Raw genomic sequence first — 26,468 nt, forward strand, 5'->3', positions numbered from 1 at the left:
TCTAAGAACTAGGCTTCTAGAAAATTGATAAATGAATTTTCCAACTATTTATATAACATAATAAACCTAAAATCAAACCCCAAATCAAATGAAACAAATTTTATTGCTTCAGTACTATTTTAGGATTCGTCTGACGCTATTGGTAGCGTTGATGATTCCCTTAGGCCTGACAGTTTCCCATGCTAGTAATATAGAGGAGGTAAGAGATGTAACTATCACAGGAGTTGTTACCGACAAGGAAGATGGAGTTACATTGCCAGGTGTAAACGTGGTCATCAAAGGCACCACAAATGGAACAGTTACAGACATTGAAGGAGTATATAGTATTACTGTACCAAATAATGATGCTGTACTGGTATTTTCATCTATTGGATATGTTACACAAGAAATGCGTGTAGGGTCTACCAACACAATTAACATTGAACTTTCACAAGACTTGCAGCAACTCGGAGAAGTAGTCGTGGTAGGTTATGGTTCTCAGAAAAAGAGTGACTTGACTGGTGCCATCACAAGTGTGGGGACAAGAGAGCTGGAAGAAAGGCCAATTGCCAATATTTCCCAAGCACTTCAGGGAAATGCCGCAGGTGTCCATGTGACTACAAACATGCGTCCAGGTGAACTGCCTGCTGTCAGAATTCGTGGTAATAGATCAATCAATGCTTCCAACGAGCCGCTTTATGTGGTTGATGGAATTCCGATCGTATCTCAATTGGGTGTAAGTTCATTTTCATTGAATGACATTAGTCCCAATGATATCGAATCAATAGAAGTTTTGAAAGATGCATCAGCTACAGCGATCTATGGATCTAGAGGAGCAAATGGTGTGATCTTGGTGACGACCAAAAAAGGACAAAAAGGACAGATAAAAGTAAATTATAGTGCTACAGTTTCCATGGATTCATACAGGAACCTTACCGATTGGATGAATGGTGGACAGTATGTAGATCTTTGGAGACAGTCGTTGATCAACGGAAGACTTTATGGGGATGCGAACAATGAAAATTTGAACGAACGTGCACAGCCTTGGTACCCAGATCCCTTTTTGGATCAACAAGTAATGGGTCTTGGTCAGGATCCTATCGCTAGGGATATGGTATGGCAAGGATATGAATGGGAAGAATTTGGTGTGACGCCAAGAACTAGACCAACTACTGCCGAGGAAAGAGCTCTAGGCTGGCCAGATCAAGTTCCTATCTACAATTCAAATAATGTTGGGAATCATAATTGGCAAGATGATGTGACCAGACAAGGGATCACAAATATCCACCAATTGTCACTTTCTTCTGGAACAGAAAATTCTAGGTTGTATTTATCTTTAGGATACCACAATCAAACAGGTGTACAGAAGGATCAAGATTTTGAAAGATTTACACTTAATATCAATGGAGATGTAACCCCAACCAAATGGTTGACTGTCGGATCCTCAGTATTGGGATCATTTTCTACCCAAAATTATGGGTTTATGGGGCCTAATACGAGTAATACTGGATCAAAAGATCTGTTTTCAAGAGCAAATAATCAATTTCCTTATGCAGTCCCTAGAACTCCTGAAGGTGAATTGATTCCTAATCCAGGAGGGAACTTGAACTTGTGGAACCCTTTGATGGATATTGATCAATCATTAAATGAAAGAAGAACCACTTCTATATTGGCTAATATCTTCTCTGAAGTGACTTTTACCCCATGGTTGAAATACAGGGTGAATTTTGGAGGACAAATTAGAAACTTTAGAAATGGTTCTTGGACTGGTCCAAATTCCTCAAACCACCTTAACCTCAGACCAAATACCGCGGGGATGTCAAAAGATGAAAATTTCTCGTGGGTTGCTGAAAACTTATTGTTTGCAGACAAAACCTTTGGAGATCATGTCTTTGGATTTACCTTACTACAATCTTCCCAGTATTCTAGAAGAGAAGGAATGGGAATGAGTGTATCTAATATTGTGATTCCAGCCAGTCAATGGTATTCCCTTAATTCGAACACAGTAGGTCGTCCTGATAGTTATGGTTCATCATTTACTGAAAACACCCTTCAATCATGGATGTTGAGAGTGAATTATTCATTGAAAGACAAATACCTATTGACAGCTTCTGGTAGATATGATGGATCATCAGTATTGGCACCTGGAAACAAGTGGGACTTTTTCCCATCGTTTTCTGCAGCTTGGAAGATGCAAGAGGAAGGCTTTTTGAGAGATGTAGATTGGATTTATGAATTGAAGCCTAGATTTGGTTTTGGTGTGACAGGTAACTCAGCTGTCAATCCTTATACCACGACTGGGCCTTTGAGCCAAAACCCTTATGTGTTTGGAAGTGATGCTGCTATTGGATTTTTGCCTCAGCTTGTACAGAATCCTGATTTAGGTTGGGAGAAAACGACTCAGTGGAATGCTGGTTTGGATTTTGGCCTTTTTGATGGAAGATTAAGTGGTGCTTTGGAAGTGTATGATATGACTACCAGAGGTTTGATTTTTGGTAGATCAGTTCCTGCAGTTACAGGGTATGTTCAGAAATTCGAAAATATCGGTAGCACGAGAAATAGAGGTATAGAATTGACTCTTTCCACTATCAACCTTGAGAGAAATGGTTTTACTTGGCAGACAGATTTCAACTTCGGTGCCAACAGAGAGCAGATCCTTGAGCTTGTCAATGGCGCAGAAGATATGATTGCCAACAATCTATTCATCGGTTATCCTATACATTCATTCTTCGATTACAGACATGAAGGAATCTGGCAAAATACTCCGGAAGATTTGGAGCAAATGGCACTTTTCAATGCAAATGGACATAACTTCTATCCAGGTACTGTCAAGGTAGTAGATCAAAATGGAGATTTTAGAATCGATGGAGATGATAGAGTTGTAGTCGGTACGAGACAACCTAGATGGACGGGTGGAATCACAAATAACTTCAATTATAAAAATTGGACTTTGAGTGTGATGGCTTATGGTCGATTTGGACAGACGTATTTTGGTGGATACCCTAGTATGGGAGGCACATTTCCAAATGGAAGAGTTGAAAATGATCGATGGAGCTTTGATAATCCTGGTGGACGTTGGCCAATGCCAACCATTGGAGCCAACGTAGAAAATATTGCTAATCCAATGCAGTTTAATAATGGTTCTTTCGTAACAGTTAGACACATTTCATTGGCTTACGATTTCCCAATTCAATACATTGAAAAACTGGGCATGTCGAACCTTCAGATGAATATGCAAATAGTCAATCCGTTTATTTTTGGAGGAGACGTTGTCAGATGGGGAATCAACCCTGATGATGATACCGCTTGGGAAAACAGAAATGCTTCTGGAGATCCTCTTGGTGGGATGAATAACAACACCATACTACCACAGAGTTTAGTATTTACTTTGAGAGCAGGATTTTAATCAAATTAAAGCAGAAAAAGATGAAAAAATATATATTGATTTTAGCTCTGGCAGCGGTAGGCGTGCTTAATTCCTGCCAGGACTTTTTGGATGAAAGACAAGTCGCGAATTTGACGCAGGATTATTACAATGACGAAAATGGTTTGGAGTCCCTTATCAATGGACTATATGTATATGCAAGAGTAAAGCACGAATGGGATGCCAATGGTGCTAGAATTACTCAAGCAGAAACTGATGCATATATGAGCACAAGTCCTCCTTGGGCTAGAATGGAAGTTGGTATTTATGGAAATGATCTAAGTAGTGTGGCAGGTAATATTTTCAATTACTTGGGTGCTGGTAATGCTAGCTTTGCGCCAATGGGTGCATATCCTCACATTAATAATTGTAACATTGCTTTGGATGTGTTGGAAAATATTGCTCCGGGAGTTTTTGGTACAAATCAGGCTTTCGCAAACCAGAGAAAAGGAGAGATTTTATTCTTAAGATCATGGGCATTCTATCTTGTTTCCAATCAGCTCGGAGATGTGCCTTTGTTGCTGGAGCCGAGAAGAGTTGACGATGGAATTTACCACTTTCCCAAAGCCTCACTCGAAGATATTTATACACAAATCATTGAAGATGTAACTTTTGCTTATGAAAATTTACCAAGTTCAGCCCCTAGGGGAAGATTGACAAAATTGGCTGCTGGTCATTTTTTGGCCAAGCTTTACCTTAATAGAGCTCAGGCAGCAGAATTTGCAAATAGCAGTGAAGAGTCTTTGAGAATGCTTTATAAAGGAAATGTTCCTACAGATCTAGACAATGCTATTCAGATAGCTTCCGAGGTAATTGATGGAGCTGGAGGATTGGCACCTGATTATGATATGTTGTTTGATCCGGCAATTTCTGAGACAAGTCCACACTCTGAGGTTTTGTGGGCAGGTCAATTTGATGTAAATACAGGACTGAACGGGAGATTTGGAAATAGATCTGTCAATTACCATGTTGGAAATTACACTGAGCAATCAGGAGTAGCAAGGGCGATGATCTATGGAAGACCTTTTGGTACATTCAAGCCCACAGATCATGGCTATGACAATTACAAAGACAAGATGCATGACTCAAGGTATGCAAAAACCTTCAGACATGAATACATCAGTAATATGGGTTCTAATTCTTCATCTTTTGCTTGGACTGCAGAAACTGCAGCATGGTGGAATGCCAACAAGCCTGCTGACCAACCTGAAGTGAGAGCTGGTGATAGAAGAATTCAGAATGGTCAAAGAGCTATTATCTATTTGGAAAATGACCGTGAAAATGCTTTGGATTCAATGGAAGTAATGAGCCAACCTTATCAGTTTATGGTAAGATGGGTGAGATCTTCCACTACAGGAAGGTATTATTACAGATTGTTTATCAACGGAGCAAATATGGGATTGGCAACGCAAACTGCCCCATATTTGTCTGTAAAAAAATACGTCGATCCATTGAGAGGTGGTAGCAATGACGAAGGTAACTTCAACTCAGAAGCTGGCACAAGAGATGTGATTTTGATGCGTTTGGCAGAGACTTATTTGATTAGGGCAGAAGCTTATGGTCGCAAAGGAGACTATGGTTCTGCTGTAGGTGACATCAATGTGCTGAGACAAAGAGCGGCATTCAAGGCTGGAGAAAACAGACCTTCACTCTTTGCACAGTGGTATCCTGAAGCACAGGATTTGGATGCGGCCGAATTGGAGCCTCCATTTGCTGCAAATGGCGATTCATACAATGCAATCATGGTAACAGAAAACCACTTCACTCCGGGTACGCCTGAAGCTAACCGTGAAGGTTATATTCCTACTGTAGGCACAAAAAGAGACATGTTTATCCATTTTATCTATAATGAGAAAAACAGAGAATTCTTGGCCGAAGGGATTATGTGGGAAGATCTTCATAATGCTGGAATACTTTATGACAGAGTGATGCATTACAATCAGATGGCTTCCAACAGAACAGGACTTTGGCCTGTGGCTTCCAATACTGGAGGAGGAAATGGACAGAATGGAAATGGAAAAGGACAAATGCAACCTTTCCATACTTTCAGACCTTGGCCATTCAACTACTTGGTACAATTGACAGATGAAACTGGAGCGCCATTGGATGAAGCAGCAAGATCAGCTTATCAAAATCCTGGGTATTAATCCAAGAGTTTAGCATAACCTTTAAAAAAAATCATCAAGGGATTAAAAGTGTCCCTTGGTGATTTTTTTGTTTATTAAAAAACACCTAAGGCATTATCTGTCATTGATTGTACAATTAAATAGCCACTTTCAGACACTACAGGAAAGTTTTTTGCTTAATAAGCATATTTTTGGGATTACATTAGGTATATATTTTACATAAAGCACAATGAACAACCTTATAACCAGAATTATCAATCCATTTATGCTCCTTTTGGCAGCGTTTTTTCTATTGAATTGCCAACCACAATCTGGAGAAAATTCCAATACGACAGAGGAAAACCCACCTGTAGAAAAGGAGATGAATGACAGTAATACTCCGCTTCATTTGTTGGAGCCAGATTATCCTACTCCGTATGGTGCTCCTGAGGTTTCAGAAGTGAAAGCTGTTTTGGATAGAGTAAAAGGATATTTAGAGAATACTACTTACACGACCATATTGACAGAAGAAGGCGGTTCCGAAATTACAGATTTTAGCAAGGTTGATGAAAAATCAGTTTTGAAAAAAGGTGATTTTAGACTTTTGAGCTACGAATGGGGTGTAACTTATTCTGCGATGCTTTTGGCAGGAGAAGTGACTGGTGATCAGTCTTACACAGATTATACAAACAATAGAGTGAAGTTTTTGGCGGATCTTTATCCACATTTTGAAAAAATGGGGAACAAAAGACATGCACTTCACTCAATCGTCGCTCCGGGAGCTTTGGATGATTGTGGAGCACTTTGTGCTTCATTTATCAAGACCGAAGCCAATGGCTTAGATGCAAATGTAGATCCATTGATTTCTAATTTCATGGATTATATTATGAATAAGGAATTTAGATTTGAAGATGGAACTTTGGCAAGAAACAGGCCATTGGATAATACACTCTGGTTGGATGATCTGTATATGAGCGTTCCTGCGATCGCGCAGATGGGAAAGAAAACAGGTGAGAAAAAGTACTTTGACGAAGCTGTGAAGCAGATTAAACTTTTCTCAGATAGAATGTTCAACGAGAAAAAAGGACTTTATATGCATGGATGGGTTGCTGATATGGATGTACATCCGGAGTTCCATTGGGCTAGAGCAAACGGCTGGGCTTTGTTGACAAAAATCGAAGTATTGAAAGTGCTTCCTGAAAGTCACCCAGGAAGAGCAATGATCATGGATTTGTTGCAAAAGCATGTTAGAGGTTTGGCAGCTTTGCAATCAGGATCAGGATTTTGGCATCAGTTGCTGGACAAAAATGATTCTTACCTTGAGACTTCTGCTACAGCGATCTATGCATATTGTATAGCTGCTGCAGTCAATGAAGGATGGATCAATGAAAAAGCACATGCTCCAATGGCGATTTTGGCTTGGAATGCAGTAGCCACCATGGTCAATGAACAAGGACAAGTGGAGGGTACTTGTGTAGGAACAGGAATGGCATTTGACCCTGCATTCTACTACCACAGACCAGTCAATAAGTTTGCCGCACATGGCTATGGCCCTGTAGTGGCTGCTGGAGCTGAAATTATCAGATTACTTAAGCAAAATAAATTTGAAATCAACGATAGTTCTTTGCAACTATTGGTGAAATAGAAGAGTAAGGGTGCAATTGAGGTTTGCACCCTCACTTTTTTATTTGAATTGGAAGCTTGTGTTTAAATCAAATAGAACCTTTTCTGCTCTTTTGAACCCGAAATATCATGAAATTGTATACCGCTATTTTTATCTTAGGTTTTTTACTTTTTGAAGGTGTCAATGCACAAGATCTGGTTAGTTATAAATTTGATTTTGGAGCAGCTAGCAGCAAAAAGGGATGGATTGCGATTTCTGATACGGATTTGTTTGATGAAAATAAAGGCTATGGTTTTGAAGAAATCCAAAGTTTGGAATCTGTCAAAAGAAGGAAAGGAAAGGCTTTTAAAAATGGGTTTATTCAAAGCGAAGAACCTTTTTACTTTTCCGTAAGTGTTCCAGAGGGAAATTATAGCGTAAAAGTGACTTTTGGAGATCTAAAGGGTTCATCTGAAAATATAGTCAGAGCTGAATCCAGAAGATTGATGGTAAACAAATTGACAACATACACCAGAGAAATCATATCAAAGCAGATGATGGTAAATGTACGCCATCCTGAAATTAGCGGTATTGCAAAGAAAGTTGCGCTGAAAGAAAGAGAGCAAGACTATCTCCATTGGGATAGAAAATTGACTTTGGAATTCAACGGCAGCCTTCCCAAAATCTGCGCGGTAGAAATCACCCAAGTTGACGATGCCATTACCGTTTTCTTGGCTGGCAATAGCACCGTGGTGGACCAAGCCAATGAACCTTGGGCTGCTTGGGGACAGATGTTTCCCTTTTTCTTTGATCCTCAGCAAGTTTCCATCGCCAACCATGCTGAGTCTGGAGAAAGTCTCTTGGCTTTCAAAAGAGAAGGAAGGCTTGAGAAAATCCTAAGCTTGATGAAAGCTGGTGATTATCTATTTATAGAATTCACTCATAATGATCAAAAACCTGGAGCAAATTTCTTGGAGCCATTTACTACCTACAAAGAGGAATTGAAGCACTATATCGAGCAAGCTAAGGCAAAAGGTGGAATCCCTGTCTTGGTAACTTCGATGTACAGAAGAAACTTCGACAATGAAGGTAAGATTGTCAATACTTTGGGAGATTATCCTGATGCTATGAGACAAGTGGCTATAGAAGAAAAGGTAGCCTTGATCGATCTGAATGCTATGAGTAAAGTACTTTTTGAGGCAATGGGTCCTGAGAATTCCAAAAAAGCATTTGTTCATTTTCCTGCAGGAACTTTTGAAGGACAATCCACCGATTTTGCTGATAATACGCACTTCAGCACCTTTGGCGCTTACGAATTGGCAAATTGTGTAGTAGAGGGATTGGTAAATACTGAGCTTGATTTGAAGTATTACCTAAAGGCTGACATTCCCAAATTTGATCCTTCTAAACCCAGAAAATTTGAAGATTTCTATTGGCCTTTGAGTAAAAAAATCTCAAGTCAAAAGCCTGATGGAAATTGACTTTTTGGCATTTTTACTGATAATCGTATGAATTTAAGTGTTTAAAATACATTTATTAATTATCTTTAGCACTTGTATTGTACGATTAATAAACCCTTACCATCATGAAACTCACCTTACTTTCTATTTTATTCCTATTTTTCTCAATAATTGGAACCCAAGCACAAGCTCCAGACATGACTTTGGATATTGATATCAACAAGAAGGGAGCAACAATTGCACCTGATATGTGGGGACTATTTTTTGAAGACATCAATTTTGCTGCCGATGGCGGACTCTATGCAGAGATGATCAAGAATTATTCCTTTGAGTTTCCTTCACCTTTTATGGGTTGGAGGAGAATTCAAGAAGATGGAGCCATGGGCTATCACTATACGAAGCCACATTTAGATGACAGCAAAAACAAGAAATACCTCCAAATACAGAGATTAAATGACCAAGGTAACTTTGGGATGTCCAATGAAGGATTTAGAGGAATGGCAGTTAAGGAAAATGAAAATTACCGATTGACATTCATCGCTAAAGTGGCTAAGGGAGAGAATCTGAGCATCAATGCACAGATTACGAAAGGTAAGAAAATCTTGGCAGAAACGACAATCGATCAGTTGACAGATGAATGGAAATCGTATGAAGTAATGTTGAAAGCCACTGAGACAGCAGACGGTGTGAATTTCAAGGTACTTTTGGATGGTGAAGGAGAGTTGGACATAGATATGATTTCATTGTTTCCGGAGGATACATGGATGGGAAGAAAAAGAGGCCTAAGAAAGGACCTCGTGCAGCTGTTGGCAGATATGAAACCTGGATTTTTGAGGTTTCCAGGAGGTTGTATTGTTGAAGGCTTTGACCTTGAGAACCGATATCAATGGAAGAATACAATTGGCGATATGAAGGATCGCGGCACGATGATCAATCGATGGAATATTGAGTTTGCCCACAGAAATGCACCTGACTATTTTCAATCTTTTGGATTGGGATTCTTCGAATATTTCCAGCTTGCTGCTGACTTGGGAGCAGAACCACTACCGATATTGAGTTGCGGATTGGCTTGCCAATACAATTCAGGGGAAATGGTTCCTTTGGCTGCTTTGGACGAATATGTCCAAGATGCCTTGGATCTGATTGAGTTTGCAAATGGATCGACGGATACCTATTGGGGGGCAAAACGTGCTGAAATGGGTCATCCTGAGTCGTTTGAACTGAAATATATAGGTGTGGGAAATGAAAATTGGGGGCCACAATATATCGAAAGAGCAGAGATCTTCGAAAAAGCAATCAAAGCAGCTTATCCCGAGATAATTATTGTCTCTACTTCGGGACCTTCACCAGACGGACATGAGTTCGACTATTTGTGGAAGGAACTCAAAGCGAGAAATGCAGAATTGATTGACGAGCATTATTACAAATCCCCAGAATGGTTTAGAGAAAATGCCCGAAGGTATGATGATTATGATAGAAGTGGACCAAAGGTATTCGCAGGTGAATATGCAGCCCATTCGACAACTGAAAACGATGCTTTGAAAAGAAACAATTGGGAGGGAGCTTTGTCTGAAGCAGCATTCATGACTGGGCTGGAAAGAAATGCAGACATTGTGAGATTGGCTTCCTATGCACCACTATTGGCGCATGTGGATGGCTGGCAGTGGGCTCCAGATATGATTTGGTTTGACAATTTAGGTTCTTATGCCACACCAAATTATTATGTCCAAAAATTGTTTTCCACCAATCCAGGAACCCAAATAATCCAAATAACAGAGAATGGGAATACATTGGCAGGTGAAGAAGGTATATACGCTTCATCCACCTATGATGAAAATACCAAAGAGTTGATTTTCAAAATTGTCAATACAAATACCGAATCAAGAGCATTTACAGTAAGGCTAAACGGAAATTACAAAGGAAAAGGGAATGGAAAATGGCTAGAACTGCAATCTGATGATTTGACAGAAGCCCACAGTCTGAAAGAACCAAAAAGGATTGTTCCTGAAGAAAATGACATTTCCATACAAAAGAAAAAAATACAAGTTTCCCTAAAAGGACAATCCGTCAACGTATTTAGGCTAAAAATATAATTTAGAGTTTTGAAGTTGATTATATTTAATATGATTATCCGCAATCATGCCACTAATCAATTAAACGATTGTTTTTTGGCAAACTGATACTAATAGATATTGGATATTTATTGATATTGGTTCGAAACCACAGGTTAATTCAATTATTCAGATTCTACTGGTAAAAAAACGGATAATCATAATATTTAAAATCACAGAATCAATAAACGACTCGATCACAACCTATCCCAAATCAATAACTCAAGCTCTAAACTTGTCCTTTCTTTGCCTTTTACCAAAAAGACTGCTGTGAAGTACTCAACTTCTTCACCGATCATTTTGTAAAACACATTTTCTACCCAATTTATATCAGTGAATTTATCGGTAGTAGCTTTTACACCGATATCGTGATCCGAAAAAAACATAAATTGTTCAGTACCATTTGGACCTTTAATTCTCGATACTACTACATGCTCGTATCTAGTTCCGTCTTCAATGCTTAGGTTGATCAAAGTATCCCTTTCAGCAGCAGCATCTTTATAGGTAATTGTGTATTGATCAATTTTGAACTTTGAGTTATTGTCATTGAAAAGATCGAGGAATAAGTTTTTGTTTTTCACAGGACCGATATAGATCGAATTGACTGCAGAAATGTCTTTTATAGATGTTTGGGAAGTAAAGCGAATGTCAAAATCACTTTTGTTTGAATGAAAAAGTCTAGAGATATTCATGGTGCCATTTGCGGCCATTCCTGTGACATAAGGATAGTTTGCAGGATAAATGTTTTCCTTTTTATCAGGGTTTTGCTCCAAAAATTCATAAAAATCTTGGAGGTTATTTATTTCATAGTCTCTGTTCCATCCATTTCTCCCCGTTACGGTATTACCCATAATTCCAAAGAAATCACCGATAAATAGGGTCGTTGGCTTTTTGTTACTGAAGAAAGGTTGCCACACAGGAACATCTTTATTGTAAATGGACAATCCTAGAATGATTATTGAAAACAAGACCGCCGCGGCGATAAAAAAGTATCTCTTTTTTCTTCGTGTTCTTATAATTAGCTGAGGGTCTTTTGAGCGCTCTATGAATTCTACTTGATATTGCCCTTTTTTTATCTCAAGTGTTATTTCGTCATTTTTTCCATCTGTGCTATAATATTTTTCTAGCTTTTTGCGAAGATGGTAGATATTGACACGCATGTGGGCGGCACTTTTTTCATCAGCATAGTCCTTTCCATACAGCTCCATAGAGATGGTATTCTCTTTTAAATCTTTATTCTCAATTGATGCTTCGACAAGATATTTCAGCAACATGCTAGTAGAAGGGGATCTTGAGAACAACTTATGTTCTAGGACATGTTTGAGAGCTTGAAGTTTTTCGGATTGATCCATTTTTGGAAGAAGTTAATATTAGTAGCAAAGGCATGATAAAATGCCTTTTGAGCAAAATAAGAGCAGGTTTTAACGGTTAAAGATACCGTTAAATGTACGTTAAATTTAGATTATTAATTTTTAATCGCAATCATTACATCGCTCAAAGATCGTCAAATAGCTGATTGATACAATTAAATTTTGACTGTTTGTTTCTTTACCAAAAAATCAAATTTATAGTTCAAATCCAGATGTAAAAACCACTAAAACTAGAGTAATCCGAAATCAATTGTTGATAAATATCGACAAGTCCAAAACAAATCATTTAACATTAACCCAATCTAATTATGAATAGACTAATACGAAGGATTATAATCCTTTTTGTTTGTTTTTTGGCTGTAAATTTTGCTGAAGCCCAAAATCAATCAAGCACAATCGAAGGAGTTGTAAAAGAAGCCGCAAATGGCGAACCCATCCCAGGGGTTACTATTGTAGAAAAGAACACAACAAATGGAACAGTTACAGATATTGATGGAAAGTTCAGTATTAATGTAAGTTCTCCCAATGCCATTCTTACCATTTCATTTATTGGATTTTCTTCACAAGAAGTAAGCATTACAAACAAAGGCTTCATTGAAGTGTCACTCAGTGAAGATATCAGTCAGTTGGATGAAGTTGTTGTGGTAGGTTATGGTACCCAAAAGCGATCTGATATCACTGGTTCAGTAGCTTCAGTTCCCAAAGATAGACTTTCAAATCTTCCAGTAACTGATATTACCCAAGCGATCCAAGGAACTACAGCCGGTTTACAAGTTTCTCAGGGCTCATCAGTACCAGGTAGCACAGGAGGTCTTCAAATTAGGGGGGTAAACTCTATTAATGCAAACACAAGTCCATTTCTCGTTGTAGATGGCTCTCCTTTTTTTGGAAGTATCAATGATATTAGTCCAAATGATGTTGAGTCAATTGAGATTCTCAAAGATGCGTCGGCTGTTGCGATTTATGGTACTAGAGGAGCGAATGGTGTTATTTTGATTACAACAAAAAGAGGTTCTACATCTGCCGGAAAACCTCGAATCAATTATAGTGCTTATACTGGTGTAGAAGGCATTGCAAACTTGCTCAGACCAATGGGTCCTGATCAGTATATTCAGAAATACGAAGATTTTCTGATTGCCAACAATTTGTCAATGACAAACATTCTCCCAAATGCTGCAGAAGTTGATAATTTCAACAATGGGATTACAACTGACTGGATGGATGTAGCCACTCAGCAGGGTAGAATAACTGAACATAACTTAAGTATTTCTGGTGGCACTGAGAATGTACAGTACTTTGTGTCTGGTTCAAAAGTTGATCAAGATGGGGTAGTGCAGGGATATCAGTTTGGGAGGGCATCCTTCAGAACAAATATTGATGCCAAAATCAATGATTATATCAAAGTAGGAACAAGCGCATTTTTTACGGATAGAAATCAAGATGGAGGAAGAGTGAATTTATTGCTCGCTTCAGCAATGAGTCCATACTCTAGGCCAAGAGATGATAATGGTGATTTCATTATATTCCCTATGGCACCGGAACAGCTTTTTCTAAATCCAATGCTTGGGCTTACTGTAGATAGAGAAGATCGCCAAAAAACCTTATCTGGCGGCGCTTATGTTGATATTACTCCTGGAATTATTCCTGGCTTGACTTACAGACTTAATGGGAATTATACCTACAACATCAATAGATTTGCTCAATATACTGGAAGACAGTTTAATGATCTTAATGGAACTGCACAAATAAACAATTCTGAAACCACCAATTGGGTATTGGAAAATATTTTATCCTATACCAAAGAAATAGGTGATCATAGAATAGATTTCACTGGTTTGTACAGTGCACAAAAAGTTGACTACTTTGCTTCCAATGCGTCTTCAAGAATTTTTACAAATGACGCGCTTTCATTCTACAACTTAGGTGCTGGCTCTACACAACAGGCAGGATCTGCTGGTAATGGCTACACATTACTCTCACAAATGGGTAGAATCAATTACTCTTATATGAGTAAATATTTGTTGACAGTAACGGGCCGTCGTGATGGTTACTCAGCATTTGGTGCCAATACCAGTAAGTATGGATTCTTCCCTTCAGTTGCCGTAGGCTGGAATATCCATAATGAAAACTTCATGGCAAACGCAACTTCTATAGGAGAATTAAAACTAAGATTGTCGCATGGACAAACAGGAAATCAAGCCATAGGAGTGAATCAAACAGCCACTACAGCCAATACTTCATTGCTACCGTTTAACGGAACACCATTGGTAGGAGTACTATTCAATAACCTTGGAAACTCAAACCTAAATTGGGAAACAACTACAGCTACCAACCTAGCCTTGGATTTTGGAGTCGTACAAAACAGAGTGAGAGGTAGTATTGAATTGTATAAGACTGTAACTAATGACATTTTGCTAAGGAGAAACCTGCCAAATATTACTGGATATGGAAATGTTTGGACAAACCTTGGGAAAATGCAGAATGTTGGTTTTGAATTAACTTTGAATACAGTAAACATTGAAAATCAAAACTTCACCTGGGAATCTAACATAAACTATTCTAGGTACAGAAATGAAATTCTGGAGCTTTATGGTGATGGTAGAGACGATATAGGAAATAGATGGTTCATAGGACAGCCACTTAGAGTAGTTTTTGACTATGAAAGAGTTGGGGTTTGGCAAGTTGGCGAAGATGCTGCTAATGTTGACCCAGTTGCGAGGCCAGGTGATTTAAAATTTGTAGATCAAAACGGTGATGGTCAAATCAATGCTGACGACAGAGTAGTACTAGGACAAAGGGATCCATTATGGATTGGCGGACTGACCAACACGTTTACTTATAAAAACTTTAGCTTGAGTATCTTCCTTCAAGCAGTAAAAGGTGGATTAAAGAACAATGTAGATCTATCTTATGCGGATGAAGCTGGTAGAAGAAATATCCCGGAAGAAATCGGGTACTGGACTCCTGAAAATCAGGACAACTACTGGCCTGGTTTAGGTGCTTTCAGAAACTATAGAGGATATCAGTTTGCTGAGGACTATAGCTTCCTAAGGATTAAAGATGTTCGACTAAGCTATGTAGTACCTAGTGAATTCTTATCGAGATATAGTATTCAAGGTTTGACAATTTATATGGCAGGTAGAAATCTGTACACTTTTACAAACTGGGTAGGCTGGGATCCAGAGATGAATTTCTCGCCTAGAGGTTCTGGTGACTGGACCAATAATTACCCATTGGTTCGATCAGTTTCCCTTGGTATCAACCTTACACTTTAAAATCTGAAGAAAATGAAAAAATTACTTAATTATATAGGAATTTTATGTGTGTTGGTATTTATCAATACAGCTTGCAGTGACTCTTTTTTGGACGAAAAAGTCTTAGATAGATATGCTCCTGAATCATTAAATGATAGGTTAGGTTTCAATGCAGCCGCCATTGGTTTACATAGACAGTTTATATCAATGTACACCAATGATCAAGATCAAACTCTGCAAGGCGTTTGGCATTTAGGCACAGACATTCTTTGGGCTCCATCTGGAAGATCAAACGGTGATGCTAGACCTTATTTTAGCTATTCTCAAATGAATTCTTTGGATCCTGCAGCAAGAAAAATTTGGAGTGCTTTATACATTTTGATCAACAATGCCAATCTATTGATCAATGCTGCTGAAAACAACAATCCTACAGGAATGACAGCTGCGGAAATTAGCGCATTCAATGCAGAAGCTCGTTTTTTCAGAGCATATGCTTACAATATGCTAGCAACGCTTTATGGTGATGTCCCTCTTTTGACTGAGCCATTGACTGCACCCAAAACTGACTTCGTTCGTACTCCTATCAATGAGGTGAACGCAGTGATCGAACAAGATTTGATTTTTGCTACAGAATTTCTTCCTAACGCTGGGTCTGCACGAAATGAAAGTAGAATCAATAAAATGATTGCACATCAATTGTTGGCAGAAGTTTACCTTAGACTAGATAAGCCAGCTGATGCTGAGGCTCAAGCTTCTGCTGTAATAAACAGTGGAAGATACTCTCTTATCAATCAAAGATTTGGAGTAAAAGCTAACGAACCAGGTGATTATTTTTCGGATATGTTTATCAAAGGCAATCAGAGAAGGAATCAAGGCAATACTGAATCTATTTGGGTTCTTGAAATGGAAAACCCTTCTGATGTGACTGGTGGAGGTTTTGGAGCTCCACAACAAAGAAGAATTTGGATTGGGGGTTATTACGACGTGCCAGGAATGGAACCTACAGATTCGCTGGGCGGTAGAGGTATCGCTAGAGTTAGACTCAACAACTGGGTACTCTATGGTCTCTATGATGATGGTGATATGCGTAATTCTCAATATAATATTAAAAGAAAACTTTATTTCAATCACTCTGGGAGCATTTATAACAATATAAGAGGTCAAGAAGTCCCTTATGGAGTAAATAGTGAGTTTACACTTACAAATGGAAATGTCGTTAGAATTTTTCCTGCTGATACAATTTGGAGAATGGCTCCTTACTCTATGAAATGGGGACAGTATGATACTAGAGACCCTTTTGGCTATGCAATGTGGAAAGATTTTATGGTGATGCGCTTGGGTGAAACTTACTTGCTCAGAGCTGAAGCTAGAATGAAACAAGGTGACCTTGCTGGAGCTGCATCAGATATCAATGTTTTGAGGGTAAGAGCAAATGCACCTTTGGTGACCGAAGCTCAGATGAATCTAGATTTTATCCTGGATGAAAGAGTAAGAGAACTCCTAGCTGAAGAAAATAGAAGAATGACACTTGTAAGAACAGGAACGCTCGTGGAAAGAGCAAGAAGATTGACTGGCACAAGTCCTCTAGCAAATGGTGAAATTGAAACTACAGCTGGTCTTCAAAATTTTCATATGAAACTACCAATCCCTCAATCAGAAATAGATCTAAATAAAGACGCTGAGCTGAAGCAAAATGAAGGGTATTAATCTTGTAAATGTGGCTTCAAGTCACAGATTAAAAGATTTACATGATTCTCTAGCAATATAAAGAAGTAATTAATTAGGGTTTATAGTTTTAATTGCAACTACTGGACTTTGTCTGGTAGTTGCATATTTATTTCACTAAAGTTTACTTTTATCCGCTAAGAATTTACTGCAAATTTGTCAAAACCCTTCTACGTACTCTAAGTGGGGTTAAAAAATAGTTAATTTCAAAAATGAAAAAAATAAACCTATTTTACACCATCCTTCTTATTTATACCATTGGTACAGCCCAAGCGAATAATCAAGAAGATAGAAAAACCTTTATTTCCCACCTTACCAAAATAGCAGATCCGGTTTTGACGAATCTAAGTCAGGATAAGCTCAAGGAAAATATGCCTGTGGAGACTGCTCCAAATGCTTATGGAGATAGGGATAAAGTGACTTACCTAGAAGCTTTTGGAAGACTTGTGTCTGGTATGGCTCCTTGGTTGGAACTTGGCCCTGATGACACGGAGGAAGGTAAGTTGAGAGAGAAATACATCCTTTTGGTTCATCAGTCACTCAAAAATGCCACAGATCCCAATGCAAAGGATTTTATGAACTTTACAGAAGGTGGTCAGCCTTTGGTGGATGCGGCATTTCTAGCCCAAGGCTTATTACGTGCACCCACCCAACTTTGGGACAGGCTTGATTCCCAAACCAAAAAGAACACAATTGAAGCTTTAAAATCATCTAGAAGTATCACTCCATATTATAGTAATTGGCTGCTTTTTACTGCCATGGTAGAAGCAGCTTTGATCAAGTTTGACGGTGAAGGTGACCAAGTTCGAATTGCCTATGCCCTCAACAAGCATAAAGAGTGGTATCTTGGAGATGGTGTCTATGGTGATGGTCCTGATTTTCATTTTGATTATTACAATAGCTTCGTGATTCAGCCGATGATTTTGGATGTTACAAAAACATTGCTGGAAGTAGGAAAAGGGAACAAAGGGGAGTTTGAGCTTTTCCTCAAAAGAGCAAGAAGATATGCCGCAATCCAAGAAAGATTGATTTCGCCAGAAGGAACTTATCCCGTAATTGGAAGGTCCATGGCCTATAGGTTTGGCGCATTTCAAGCACTTTCCCAAATAGCCCTTTGGGAGGAATTGCCACAAGAAATTGCTCCCTCACAAGTTCGTGGAGCCCTGATGGCAATTGTGGACAAACACATGCAGTCTGATTCAATGTTTGACCAGAATGGCTGGTTGAAACTCGGTTTTCATGGCAATCAACCCGAATTGGCTGAGCCTTATATTTCTACAGGAAGCCTTTATTTATGTTCGGAAGTCTTCTTGGTTCTAGGTTTGCCTGCTTCTTCAGATTTTTGGGCGAAGCCTAAAGAAGAATGGACACAGCAGAAAATCTGGGGTGGAAAAAAGGCAGTGATTGACAAAGCACTCTAAAATGATCCACAAAATTCAGATATCATTTCTGCTGCTTTTGCTAATAATGTCATCTTGTCAAGCCCAAAAGTTAGAAAAGGCTCAAATCACCACAAGTAATGTAGGAGAAGGCTGGGCAAATAACTCTGTCAATACAGTTATCTTCAGAAGAAATTCTTTGGATTCTGATGGCAAGCATCAGTTTATTGCCTACTACGATCCAGAAGGATTTGTCGTGCTTGGCAAAAGGGAATTGTCATCAGATACATGGGTGCTAAACAAAACAGCATACAAGGGAAATGTCAACGATGCGCACAATTCCATCAGCATTGCCTTGGATGGGGAAGGATATCTCCATATCTCTTGGGATCATCATGACAATGAATTGAGATATGCCAAAAGCAAGGATCCATTGAGTCTTGAGTTGGGGGAAAAGGAATCAATCACTGGCCTACAGGAATCAAAAGTAACCTATCCAGAATTCCATAGATTACCAAATGGGAATTTGATATTTATGTACAGGTCAGGATCTTCAGGAAGAGGCAATTTGTTGATTAATAAATATGATTTGAAATCAAAATCTTGGCAGCAAATCCATACCAATTTGATTGATGGGGAAGACCAAAGAAATGCATATTGGCAGTCTTACGTCGATCAACTTGGAAATATCCACTTAAGTTGGGTTTGGAGAGAGTCTTGGGATGTATCGACCAATCATGACATGGCCTATGCTGTATCCAAAGATCAAGGGTTGACTTGGGAAAAATCATCGGGAGAAAAATACAAGCTCCCAATCACTGAAAGTTCAGCTGAATATGCTTGGAAAATTCCCCAGAAGAGTAGCCTAATCAATCAAACAGGTATGACGGCCGATAATAATGGCAATCCATATATCGTCACCTATTGGGCAGATGAAGAGATTCCTCAGCTCCAAGTGATTTACCTAAAGGATGGATCATGGAAAAAAGCAAGCCCAAACCACCGGACTCAACCCTTCTACCTCGGCGGTGGAGGAACCAAAAGAATCCCGATTTCCAGACCTCAGGTGCTTGTGGATGATCAGCAAAAGATCTATATCATCTATAGGGATGAAGAAAGAGACAATAAGGTAACTCTTGTATATCAAAACAAATCAAAATGGGATATCAGAGATTTAACAAAAGATCCAGTCGGCCAATGGGAGCCAACTTATGATATTTCACTTTGGAAAAAGATGAAATCTCTACACTTATTTGTGCAAAATGTAGAACAAATCGATGGGGAAGGAATAGCTGAGGGAAAGTCAAGCACTGTTCGAATTATAGAATTAAATCACAATCAATAACATCATAAAAGTTTAAAAATGAAAAAGCTTTTTTCTCTAGTTATCTTACTGTCTTCGATTGTTTTTTCGAATTGTCAGGTCAAAAGTAATAGTATTTCAACACAAGAGGCCGATTTGAACGCCAAATTGGACGATGTCATTTTCAAGGCATCGAATCAGTATAAATTTATGATGGAAATCCTGCCTGAAAACAGATTTCCAAAAACTTATCATGAGAAAAATGATAAACTAGAAACATCAAATTCAGGCTGGTGGTGTAGCGGTTTTTACCCTGGATCTTTGCTTTATATGTATGAGCAAAACAAGGATGCTGAACTTTTAGCTGAAGCCAAGAGAATCATGAAAGTACTCGAAAAAGAAAAGTACAATACTACTACACATGATCTAGGTTTTATGATGTTTTGCAGTTTTGGAAATGCATTGGACATTTCTCCTGAAAACGACTATAAGGAGATCTTGATTCAAAGTGCAAAGTCATTGAGCTCAAGATTTGACGAAAAAGTAGGATTGATAAAGTCTTGGGACTCGAAGGAAGGTGATTACTTGGTGATCATTGACAATATGATGAATCTTGAACTGCTTTTCTGGGCATCTGAAGAGACAGGAGACCCAACTTACAGAGATATAGCAATCACACATGCTGACAATACGATCAAAAACCATTTCCGTGAGGACTACAGTACTTATCATGTAGTCAACTATAACCCACAAACTGGCGAGGTAAACAAAAAGCACACAGCACAAGGATATGCTGATGATTCTGCATGGGCTAGAGGTCAGGCATGGGGACTTTATGGCTATATTGTGATGTACAGATTTACCAAAGATGAGAAATACCTCGACCTTGCAAAAAACATCGCCAATTTGATTTTGGATCACCCAAATTTGCCAGAAGATAAAATTCCTTATTGGGATTTTGATGCTCCAAATATTCCAGATGCATTGAGGGATTCTTCAGCAGGTGCTATCATAGCTTCAGCGCTATTTGAGCTATCTACATTCGTAGATAAAAAAGACTCCAAAAAATACTTTACCGATGCAGAAACCATGTTGACATCTCTTTCCTCTGCCCCTTATTTGGCAGAACCAAAGACAAATGGTGGTTTTATCCTCAAGCATGGCGTAGGACATATTCCTGAAAATACTGAAGTGGATACACCACTGACTTATGGAGATTACTACTTCTTGGAAGCCATCAAAAGATATAAAAACCTATCAAAATAATTAAAAATGATCAACTTTAAGAACCTTCTTTTCGGTATTCTTTGTGCCTGCATATTGACTTTGAACTCTTGCTCTGAGCCAGTCAAGACTGAAGCTTATTTATTTGCCTACTTTATTGGCAATGGACCTGGTCAAGAAGCTGTCCATTATGCAATCAGCGACGATGGATTCAATTACCGCGCTTTGAATAACTACCTTCCTATCATCGACAACGATGTTATCAGCAAGCAAGGAGGCGTCAGAGATCCACATATCCTAAGATCAGATGATGGCAAGAGTTTCTTTATGGTCTTGACAGATCTTTATGTACCAAATGACGGCTGGACCAATGAAAGCATGATTTTGTTAAAGTCAGATGATCTGGTCAATTGGACTCACAGCAATATCCACATTCCTACGGTTTTTCCTGAGAAATTCAGTGAAGTTAGGAGAGTATGGGCGCCACAAACGATCTTTGATTCCAAGGCAGGAAAATACATGGTCTATTGGTCCATGCAGTTTGAAGGGGAAGCAGATATCATCTATTATGCTTATGCAAACAGTGACTTTACTGCTTTGGAAAATGAGCCACAGCAACTTTTTTTCCATCCGGAAGGAAAATCTTGTATCGATGGAGACATCATTTTTCATGAAGGGAAATACCATTTATTTTTCAAAACAGAAGGACATGGCAATGGTCTCAAAAAGGCAGTTTCGGATAAGTTGACTGAAGGTTATGAGATGCAGGACAAATACCTTCAGCAGACAAAAGAGGCCGTCGAAGGATCGGGGATTTTCAAACTAAATGATTCAGAGAAATTCATACTCATGTATGATGTCTATATGAAGGGATCCTATCAGTTTACCGAAAGTACTGACTTGGAAAATTTCACTGTTATTGATGAGCAAATCAGTATGGATTTCCATCCTAGGCATGGTTCTGTGCTTCCGATCAGTCTGGAAGAAAAGGAAAGATTGATCAAGGAATTTGGCTATGCCGACGAGGTAGTTTCTGGTAATCCTGTTTTGAAAGGTTACTATGCTGATCCAGAGATCATCTATTCTGAAAAAGAGCAGAAATACTTCCTTTATCCTACAAGTGATGGATATGATGGCTGGTCTGGAACCTATTTCAAGACATTTTCTTCAGAAAATCTTCGCGATTGGAAGGAAGAAGCAGTGATTTTGGATCTGAAGAAGGATGTATCCTGGAGTGACAGGAATGCTTGGGCTCCTACAATGTTGGAAGTGAAGAAAGAAGACGGATATGAATATTTTTACTATTTCACAGCTAGTCAAAGTATAGGTGTTGCAACTTCCGATAGCCCATCTGGACCTTTTACAGATTCAGGTAAGCCATTAATTGATTTCAAACCTAACGGTGTTTCCGGCGGACAAGAAATCGATCCAGATATTTTCAAAGATCCGCAGTCAGATATTACCTACCTCTATTGGGGCAATGGCTATTTGGCCGCAGTTCCCTTGAATGACGATTTGAAGAGTTTTGATAAGGAAAAAATCACAGTAATGACCCCTGACCAGACTTTTAGAGAAGGTGTGGAGGTGTTTTTCAGAAATGGAAAATACTACTTCCTGTGGTCAGAAGATGATACCAGATCAGAAAACTATCGGGTGAGATATGCTATCTCAGATAGTCCAGTCGGCCCTTTGGAAATCCCTGAAAACAACCTGATTTTGAGCAAAAACCCAAAGTTGGGAATCTATGGAACTGGTCACAACTCAGTGATCAATGTCAAGGATACCGATGATTGGATGATCGTCTATCACCGCTTCAAGAGGCCTGAAGGAATCAGAATGGGTCAATCAGCAGGTTTTCATAGAGAAGTGTGTATAGATAAAATGGAGTTTGACGAAAATGGATATATCCTAAAAATAGAACCTACAATTGATGGTGTGGTGCTAGAATAAGTAAGTGATCCAATGATACAAAATCCAAAAACCATACAAATCATTTGATGGACAATCAACTTATATCCTATCACTTCAAGGTAAAAAAGATGCATTCATTTTCATCGCTGATCGTTGGCAGCCTCAGGATTTGAGAAATAGTCCATACATATGGCTTCCATTGAAGTTCGATTCTGGTGAACCTATCGTCCAATGGAGAGATTCTTGGGATTTGTCTCTATTCGATTGATTTGTGTTCATGTAGTCTCTTTTATTTATGATTATAGACAAAATAGAACTATTTGACCACCTTATAAAACCAATATGTCACCCTTCAAAAACTGTGGTGGCTGTAACTTAGTGATCAAATTCTGAAGTCAAAATTCACTTAACAACAAGTGTGATGGTAGTAGCTCCCATTAACTTGAAATAACCTAAAATAATCATGAAGTATTTACTTGCTATTCCCCTTATGCTTTTGAGCACCTTTGTTTTTTCCCAAAATGAAAAAAACGAATGGGAAAATCCCACAATACTTGATAGGGGAAAAGAGGCTGGTCGCGCTTTTTTTATCCAATACGATTCGGAAGAAAAAGCAATCAAAAAAGACCTTCAATTCAACCACTATTACAAAAGCTTAAATGGGCAGTGGAGATTCAATTTGGTAAGAACACCCGACCAAAGACCTCAAAATTTCCATGAGAGCAACTTCAATGACAAAGATTGGGATATGATCCCAGTACCTTCCAATTGGGAAATGGAAGGACATGATATACCTATCTACACCAATGTAGCTTATCCTTTTCCTGCAAGACCTCCTTTTGTGGATAACAATTATAACCCAGTAGGGAGCTATAGGAAATCATTTTCTGTTCCGGAAGATTGGTCAGATAAGCAAATTGTCTTGCATTTTGGGTCTATCTCGGGTTATGCAAGGGTATTTCTCAATGGTAAAGAAATAGGAATGACCAAAGCCTCAAAAACTCCTGCTGAGTTTGACATCACAAATCATGTCCAAAAAGGAGAAAATCTTGTGGCGGTTCAGGTGTTCAGATGGCATGACGGAAGTTATTTGGAAGATCAGGATTTTTGGAGATTGAGTGGAATTGAACGGGATGTATTTTTGCAGGCCACACCGAAACTATCGATAGCTGATTTCACTATTCAGTCTGGTCTAGATGCAGGATACAAGAATGGAATACTAGCAGCTAATATCAAATTAAAAAATTCAGAGGGAAATAAGTTGAATTCGGCAAATGTGACTTTTGAGCTAATGGATGCTAACGGCAAGAAAGTTTATTCTCAAAAGAAATCTACATCAAACTTTAACTATCCCATTACATTCGAAGGAAAAATAAATTCAGTCAACAAATGGTCAGCAGAGTCTCCCTACCTCTACACCTACTTGATCAAACTGGAAGACGGCAATGGGAAATTGCTTTCTGCAGTAAGCAAAAAGACAGGTTTCAGATCCATAGAAATCAAAAATGCCCAACTGATGGTCAACGGTGTAGCTGTCTTGGTAAAAGGGGTCAACAGACACGAGCATCACGAGGTCAAAGGCCATGTGCCAGACAGGGATATCATGATCAAGGATATTCAGTTGATGAAACAATTCAACATGAATTCTGTGAGAATGAGTCATTATCCACACGATCAGGAGTGGTACGAGCTATGTGACGAATATGGACTTTACGTAGTCAACGAAGCCAACATCGAAACACATGGAATGGGAGCTGAATTACAAGGTTGGTTTAACAAAGAGAGACATCCTGCCTACAGAGAGGAATGGAAAGCAGCCCATATGGACAGGGTGCAGCGGATGTTTGAGCGGGATAAAAACAGTACCTCAGTCATCATCTGGTCAATGGGAAATGAATCTGGAAACGGGCCTGTTTTCTATGATGCATATGACTGGTTGAAGGCAAATGACAAAACACGACCTGTCCAATTCGAGCAGGCAGGTGAAAACAGAAATACAGATATTGTAGCACCGATGTATCCGTCTATCGAACACATGCAACGATACGCCGATGATCAATCCAAAGAGAGACCATTTATCATGTGTGAATATGCACATGCAATGGGAAACAGTGTAGGAAATTTCCAGAAATACTGGGACATTATCTTGGGAAGTAAGCACATGCAGGGAGGATTTATCTGGGACTGGGTAGATCAGGGCTTGTTGACGCATGACGAAAATGGAAAGGCATTTTGGGCTTATGGTGGCGATTTGGGAGGTTTTCATTTCCAAAATGACGAAAATTTCAATGCCAATGGACTTGTGGCAGCAGACAGAACGCCCCACCCATCTTTGTATGAAGTGAAAAAAGTATATCAAAATGTTCATTTCAAACTCAATGAAAACAACTCGCTTTGGGTTAAAAATTATTTCGATTTCACCGATTTGGATCAGTTTGCATTTTATTGGGAATTGCTGAGAAATGGGGAAGTGGTACAGTCTGAAACTTTCGAGGTAAAACTTCCTGCCCATGGTGAAAAGAATGTGAGTTTGAAACTTCCTGTAATTGGGGATGATGCAGAATATTTGTTGAATGTGTATGCTAAAACCAAAAATGCCACAGCAGCTTTGCCTGCCAATCACATTATCGCATCTGAGCAGTTGGTGATTGGTAACACCACATATTTTGAAATCGAGAAATCTTCCTCAAGTTCTCTCACCCACGAGGAAAAAGATGGGGTCTTACATTTCCAAACAGCTTCTATCATAGGTGAGTTTGATCTCAAAAATGCAAGCTTCAAGAAATACGCTTTGAAAGATTCCGATCCGGGGATCATCAGAAACTTCCCGGAACCTTATTTCTGGAGAGCGCCTACGGACAATGATTTTGGAAATCACATGCCAACAAGACTTGCGGTATGGAGAACAGCACACCTAGATAGAAAGGTTGTAGAATCCAAAGTCAATAAAAACCACGAAGATGGAATCCTGATTGAAGTGAAATACTTGCTAAACAACATTATGGTGGACTACCAAGTCGATTATTTGATCCAACACGATGGACAGATCAAAGTTACCGCAAGCATGGATTTCACAGATAGAGAATTGCCAGAGCTGGTACGTTTTGGTATGCGCATGCAGCTGCCGGGTCAATTTGAAAACCTTGAATACTATGGTCGTGGTCCTTGGGAAAATTATGAGGATAGAAAATCAGGTTCACACATCGGCATTTACCAAGACAAAGTTTCCAATCAGTATAATTGGAACTATATCAGACCACAGGAATCAGGCAATAAATCTGATGTGAGATGGTTGAAATTAACCAACATGGATGGTAAAGGATTGAAAATTGAAGGTGTTCAGGAAATAGCATTCTCTGCACTGAACTTGTCAGTGGAGGATTTGGATCCAGGGTTTTCCAAAAAACAACAACACCCTACTGACCTCAAGCCAAAAAATGCCGTATTCCTACACATCGATTGGAAACAGCGTGGACTTGGTGGAGACGACAGTTGGGGAAGGTATCCTCATAGAGAATACCTTTTGTTGGACAAGAAGTATTCCTACAGCTACAGGATTTCTTTAGTGGATTAGTATTTTTTTCTAACGTATATACTAAAGCTTACACTAACGAAAAATG

General features: G+C 39.0%; 13 protein-coding genes. 12 read left to right on the forward strand and 1 reads right to left on the reverse strand.

Annotation, left to right across the window (positions count from 1 at the left end; all coding sequences use genetic code 11):
- Positions 1–88: 88 nt before the first annotated feature.
- The 5 genes from MM213_RS06575 (at position 89) to MM213_RS06595 (ending at position 10,664) form a co-directional block, all read left to right on the forward strand.
- Entirely contained in the window at positions 89–3,385 is a 3,297-nt protein-coding gene (locus MM213_RS06575) for a SusC/RagA family TonB-linked outer membrane protein (protein ID WP_241410693.1), read from the forward strand.
- 20 nt (positions 3,386–3,405) lie between these two features.
- On the forward strand, positions 3,406–5,550 hold the full coding sequence (locus tag MM213_RS06580) for a RagB/SusD family nutrient uptake outer membrane protein (RefSeq protein WP_241410694.1): 2,145 nt from the start codon (positions 3,406–3,408) through the stop codon (positions 5,548–5,550).
- A 208-nt stretch (positions 5,551–5,758) separates the two neighbouring features.
- Complete coding sequence (locus MM213_RS06585) at positions 5,759–7,153, forward strand: glycoside hydrolase family 88/105 protein (protein WP_241410695.1); 1,395 nt, start codon at positions 5,759–5,761, stop codon at positions 7,151–7,153.
- A gap of 107 nt (positions 7,154–7,260) precedes the next feature.
- Positions 7,261–8,592 (forward strand): rhamnogalacturonan acetylesterase, encoded by a 1,332-nt coding sequence (locus MM213_RS06590; RefSeq protein ID WP_241410696.1) that lies wholly within the window; start codon positions 7,261–7,263, stop codon positions 8,590–8,592.
- 104 nt (positions 8,593–8,696) lie between these two features.
- Positions 8,697–10,664: an alpha-L-arabinofuranosidase family protein gene (locus MM213_RS06595; RefSeq protein WP_241410697.1), complete on the forward strand. Its 1,968-nt coding sequence runs from the start codon at positions 8,697–8,699 to the stop codon at positions 10,662–10,664.
- Between the two features lie 215 nt (positions 10,665–10,879).
- Here the strand turns inward: MM213_RS06595 and MM213_RS06600 are convergent, their stop codons facing one another.
- Complete coding sequence (locus MM213_RS06600) at positions 10,880–12,034, reverse strand: helix-turn-helix domain-containing protein (RefSeq protein WP_241410698.1); 1,155 nt, start codon at positions 12,032–12,034, stop codon at positions 10,880–10,882.
- A 326-nt stretch (positions 12,035–12,360) separates the two neighbouring features.
- Here MM213_RS06600 and MM213_RS06605 point away from each other — a divergent pair, with 326 nt between their 5' ends.
- The 7 genes from MM213_RS06605 to lacZ all read left to right on the forward strand — a co-directional run bounded on the left by MM213_RS06605 (position 12,361) and on the right by lacZ (position 26,422).
- Positions 12,361–15,327 carry a SusC/RagA family TonB-linked outer membrane protein gene (locus tag MM213_RS06605; protein ID WP_241410699.1) on the forward strand — a complete coding sequence of 989 codons (2,967 nt, stop codon included), beginning with the start codon at positions 12,361–12,363 and terminating at the stop codon, positions 15,325–15,327.
- A 12-nt stretch (positions 15,328–15,339) separates the two neighbouring features.
- Positions 15,340–17,013 carry a RagB/SusD family nutrient uptake outer membrane protein gene (locus MM213_RS06610; protein WP_241410700.1) on the forward strand — a complete coding sequence of 558 codons (1,674 nt, stop codon included), beginning with the start codon at positions 15,340–15,342 and terminating at the stop codon, positions 17,011–17,013.
- A 230-nt stretch (positions 17,014–17,243) separates the two neighbouring features.
- Positions 17,244–18,452 (forward strand): DUF2264 domain-containing protein, encoded by a 1,209-nt coding sequence (locus tag MM213_RS06615; protein ID WP_241410701.1) that lies wholly within the window; start codon positions 17,244–17,246, stop codon positions 18,450–18,452.
- A gap of 1 nt (position 18,453) precedes the next feature.
- Entirely contained in the window at positions 18,454–19,755 is a 1,302-nt protein-coding gene (locus tag MM213_RS06620; RefSeq protein ID WP_241410702.1) for a BNR repeat-containing protein, read from the forward strand.
- Positions 19,756–19,773: 18 nt separating this feature from the next.
- The gene (locus MM213_RS06625; RefSeq protein WP_241410703.1) at positions 19,774–20,979 is read left to right on the forward strand and encodes a glycoside hydrolase family 88 protein; all 1,206 of its coding nucleotides are present in this window, start codon (positions 19,774–19,776) and stop codon (positions 20,977–20,979) included.
- A gap of 6 nt (positions 20,980–20,985) precedes the next feature.
- Positions 20,986–22,887, forward strand: a complete 1,902-nt coding sequence (locus tag MM213_RS06630) for a glycoside hydrolase family 43 protein (RefSeq protein ID WP_241410704.1) — start codon at positions 20,986–20,988, stop codon at positions 22,885–22,887.
- A 424-nt stretch (positions 22,888–23,311) separates the two neighbouring features.
- Positions 23,312–26,422: a beta-galactosidase, LacZ type gene (gene lacZ / locus MM213_RS06635; RefSeq protein ID WP_241410705.1), complete on the forward strand. Its 3,111-nt coding sequence runs from the start codon at positions 23,312–23,314 to the stop codon at positions 26,420–26,422.
- The last annotated feature ends 46 nt before the right edge of the window (positions 26,423–26,468 follow it).

It is taken from the genome of Belliella alkalica (assembly GCF_022549785.1).
GTDB classification, from domain to species: domain Bacteria; phylum Bacteroidota; class Bacteroidia; order Cytophagales; family Cyclobacteriaceae; genus Belliella; species Belliella alkalica.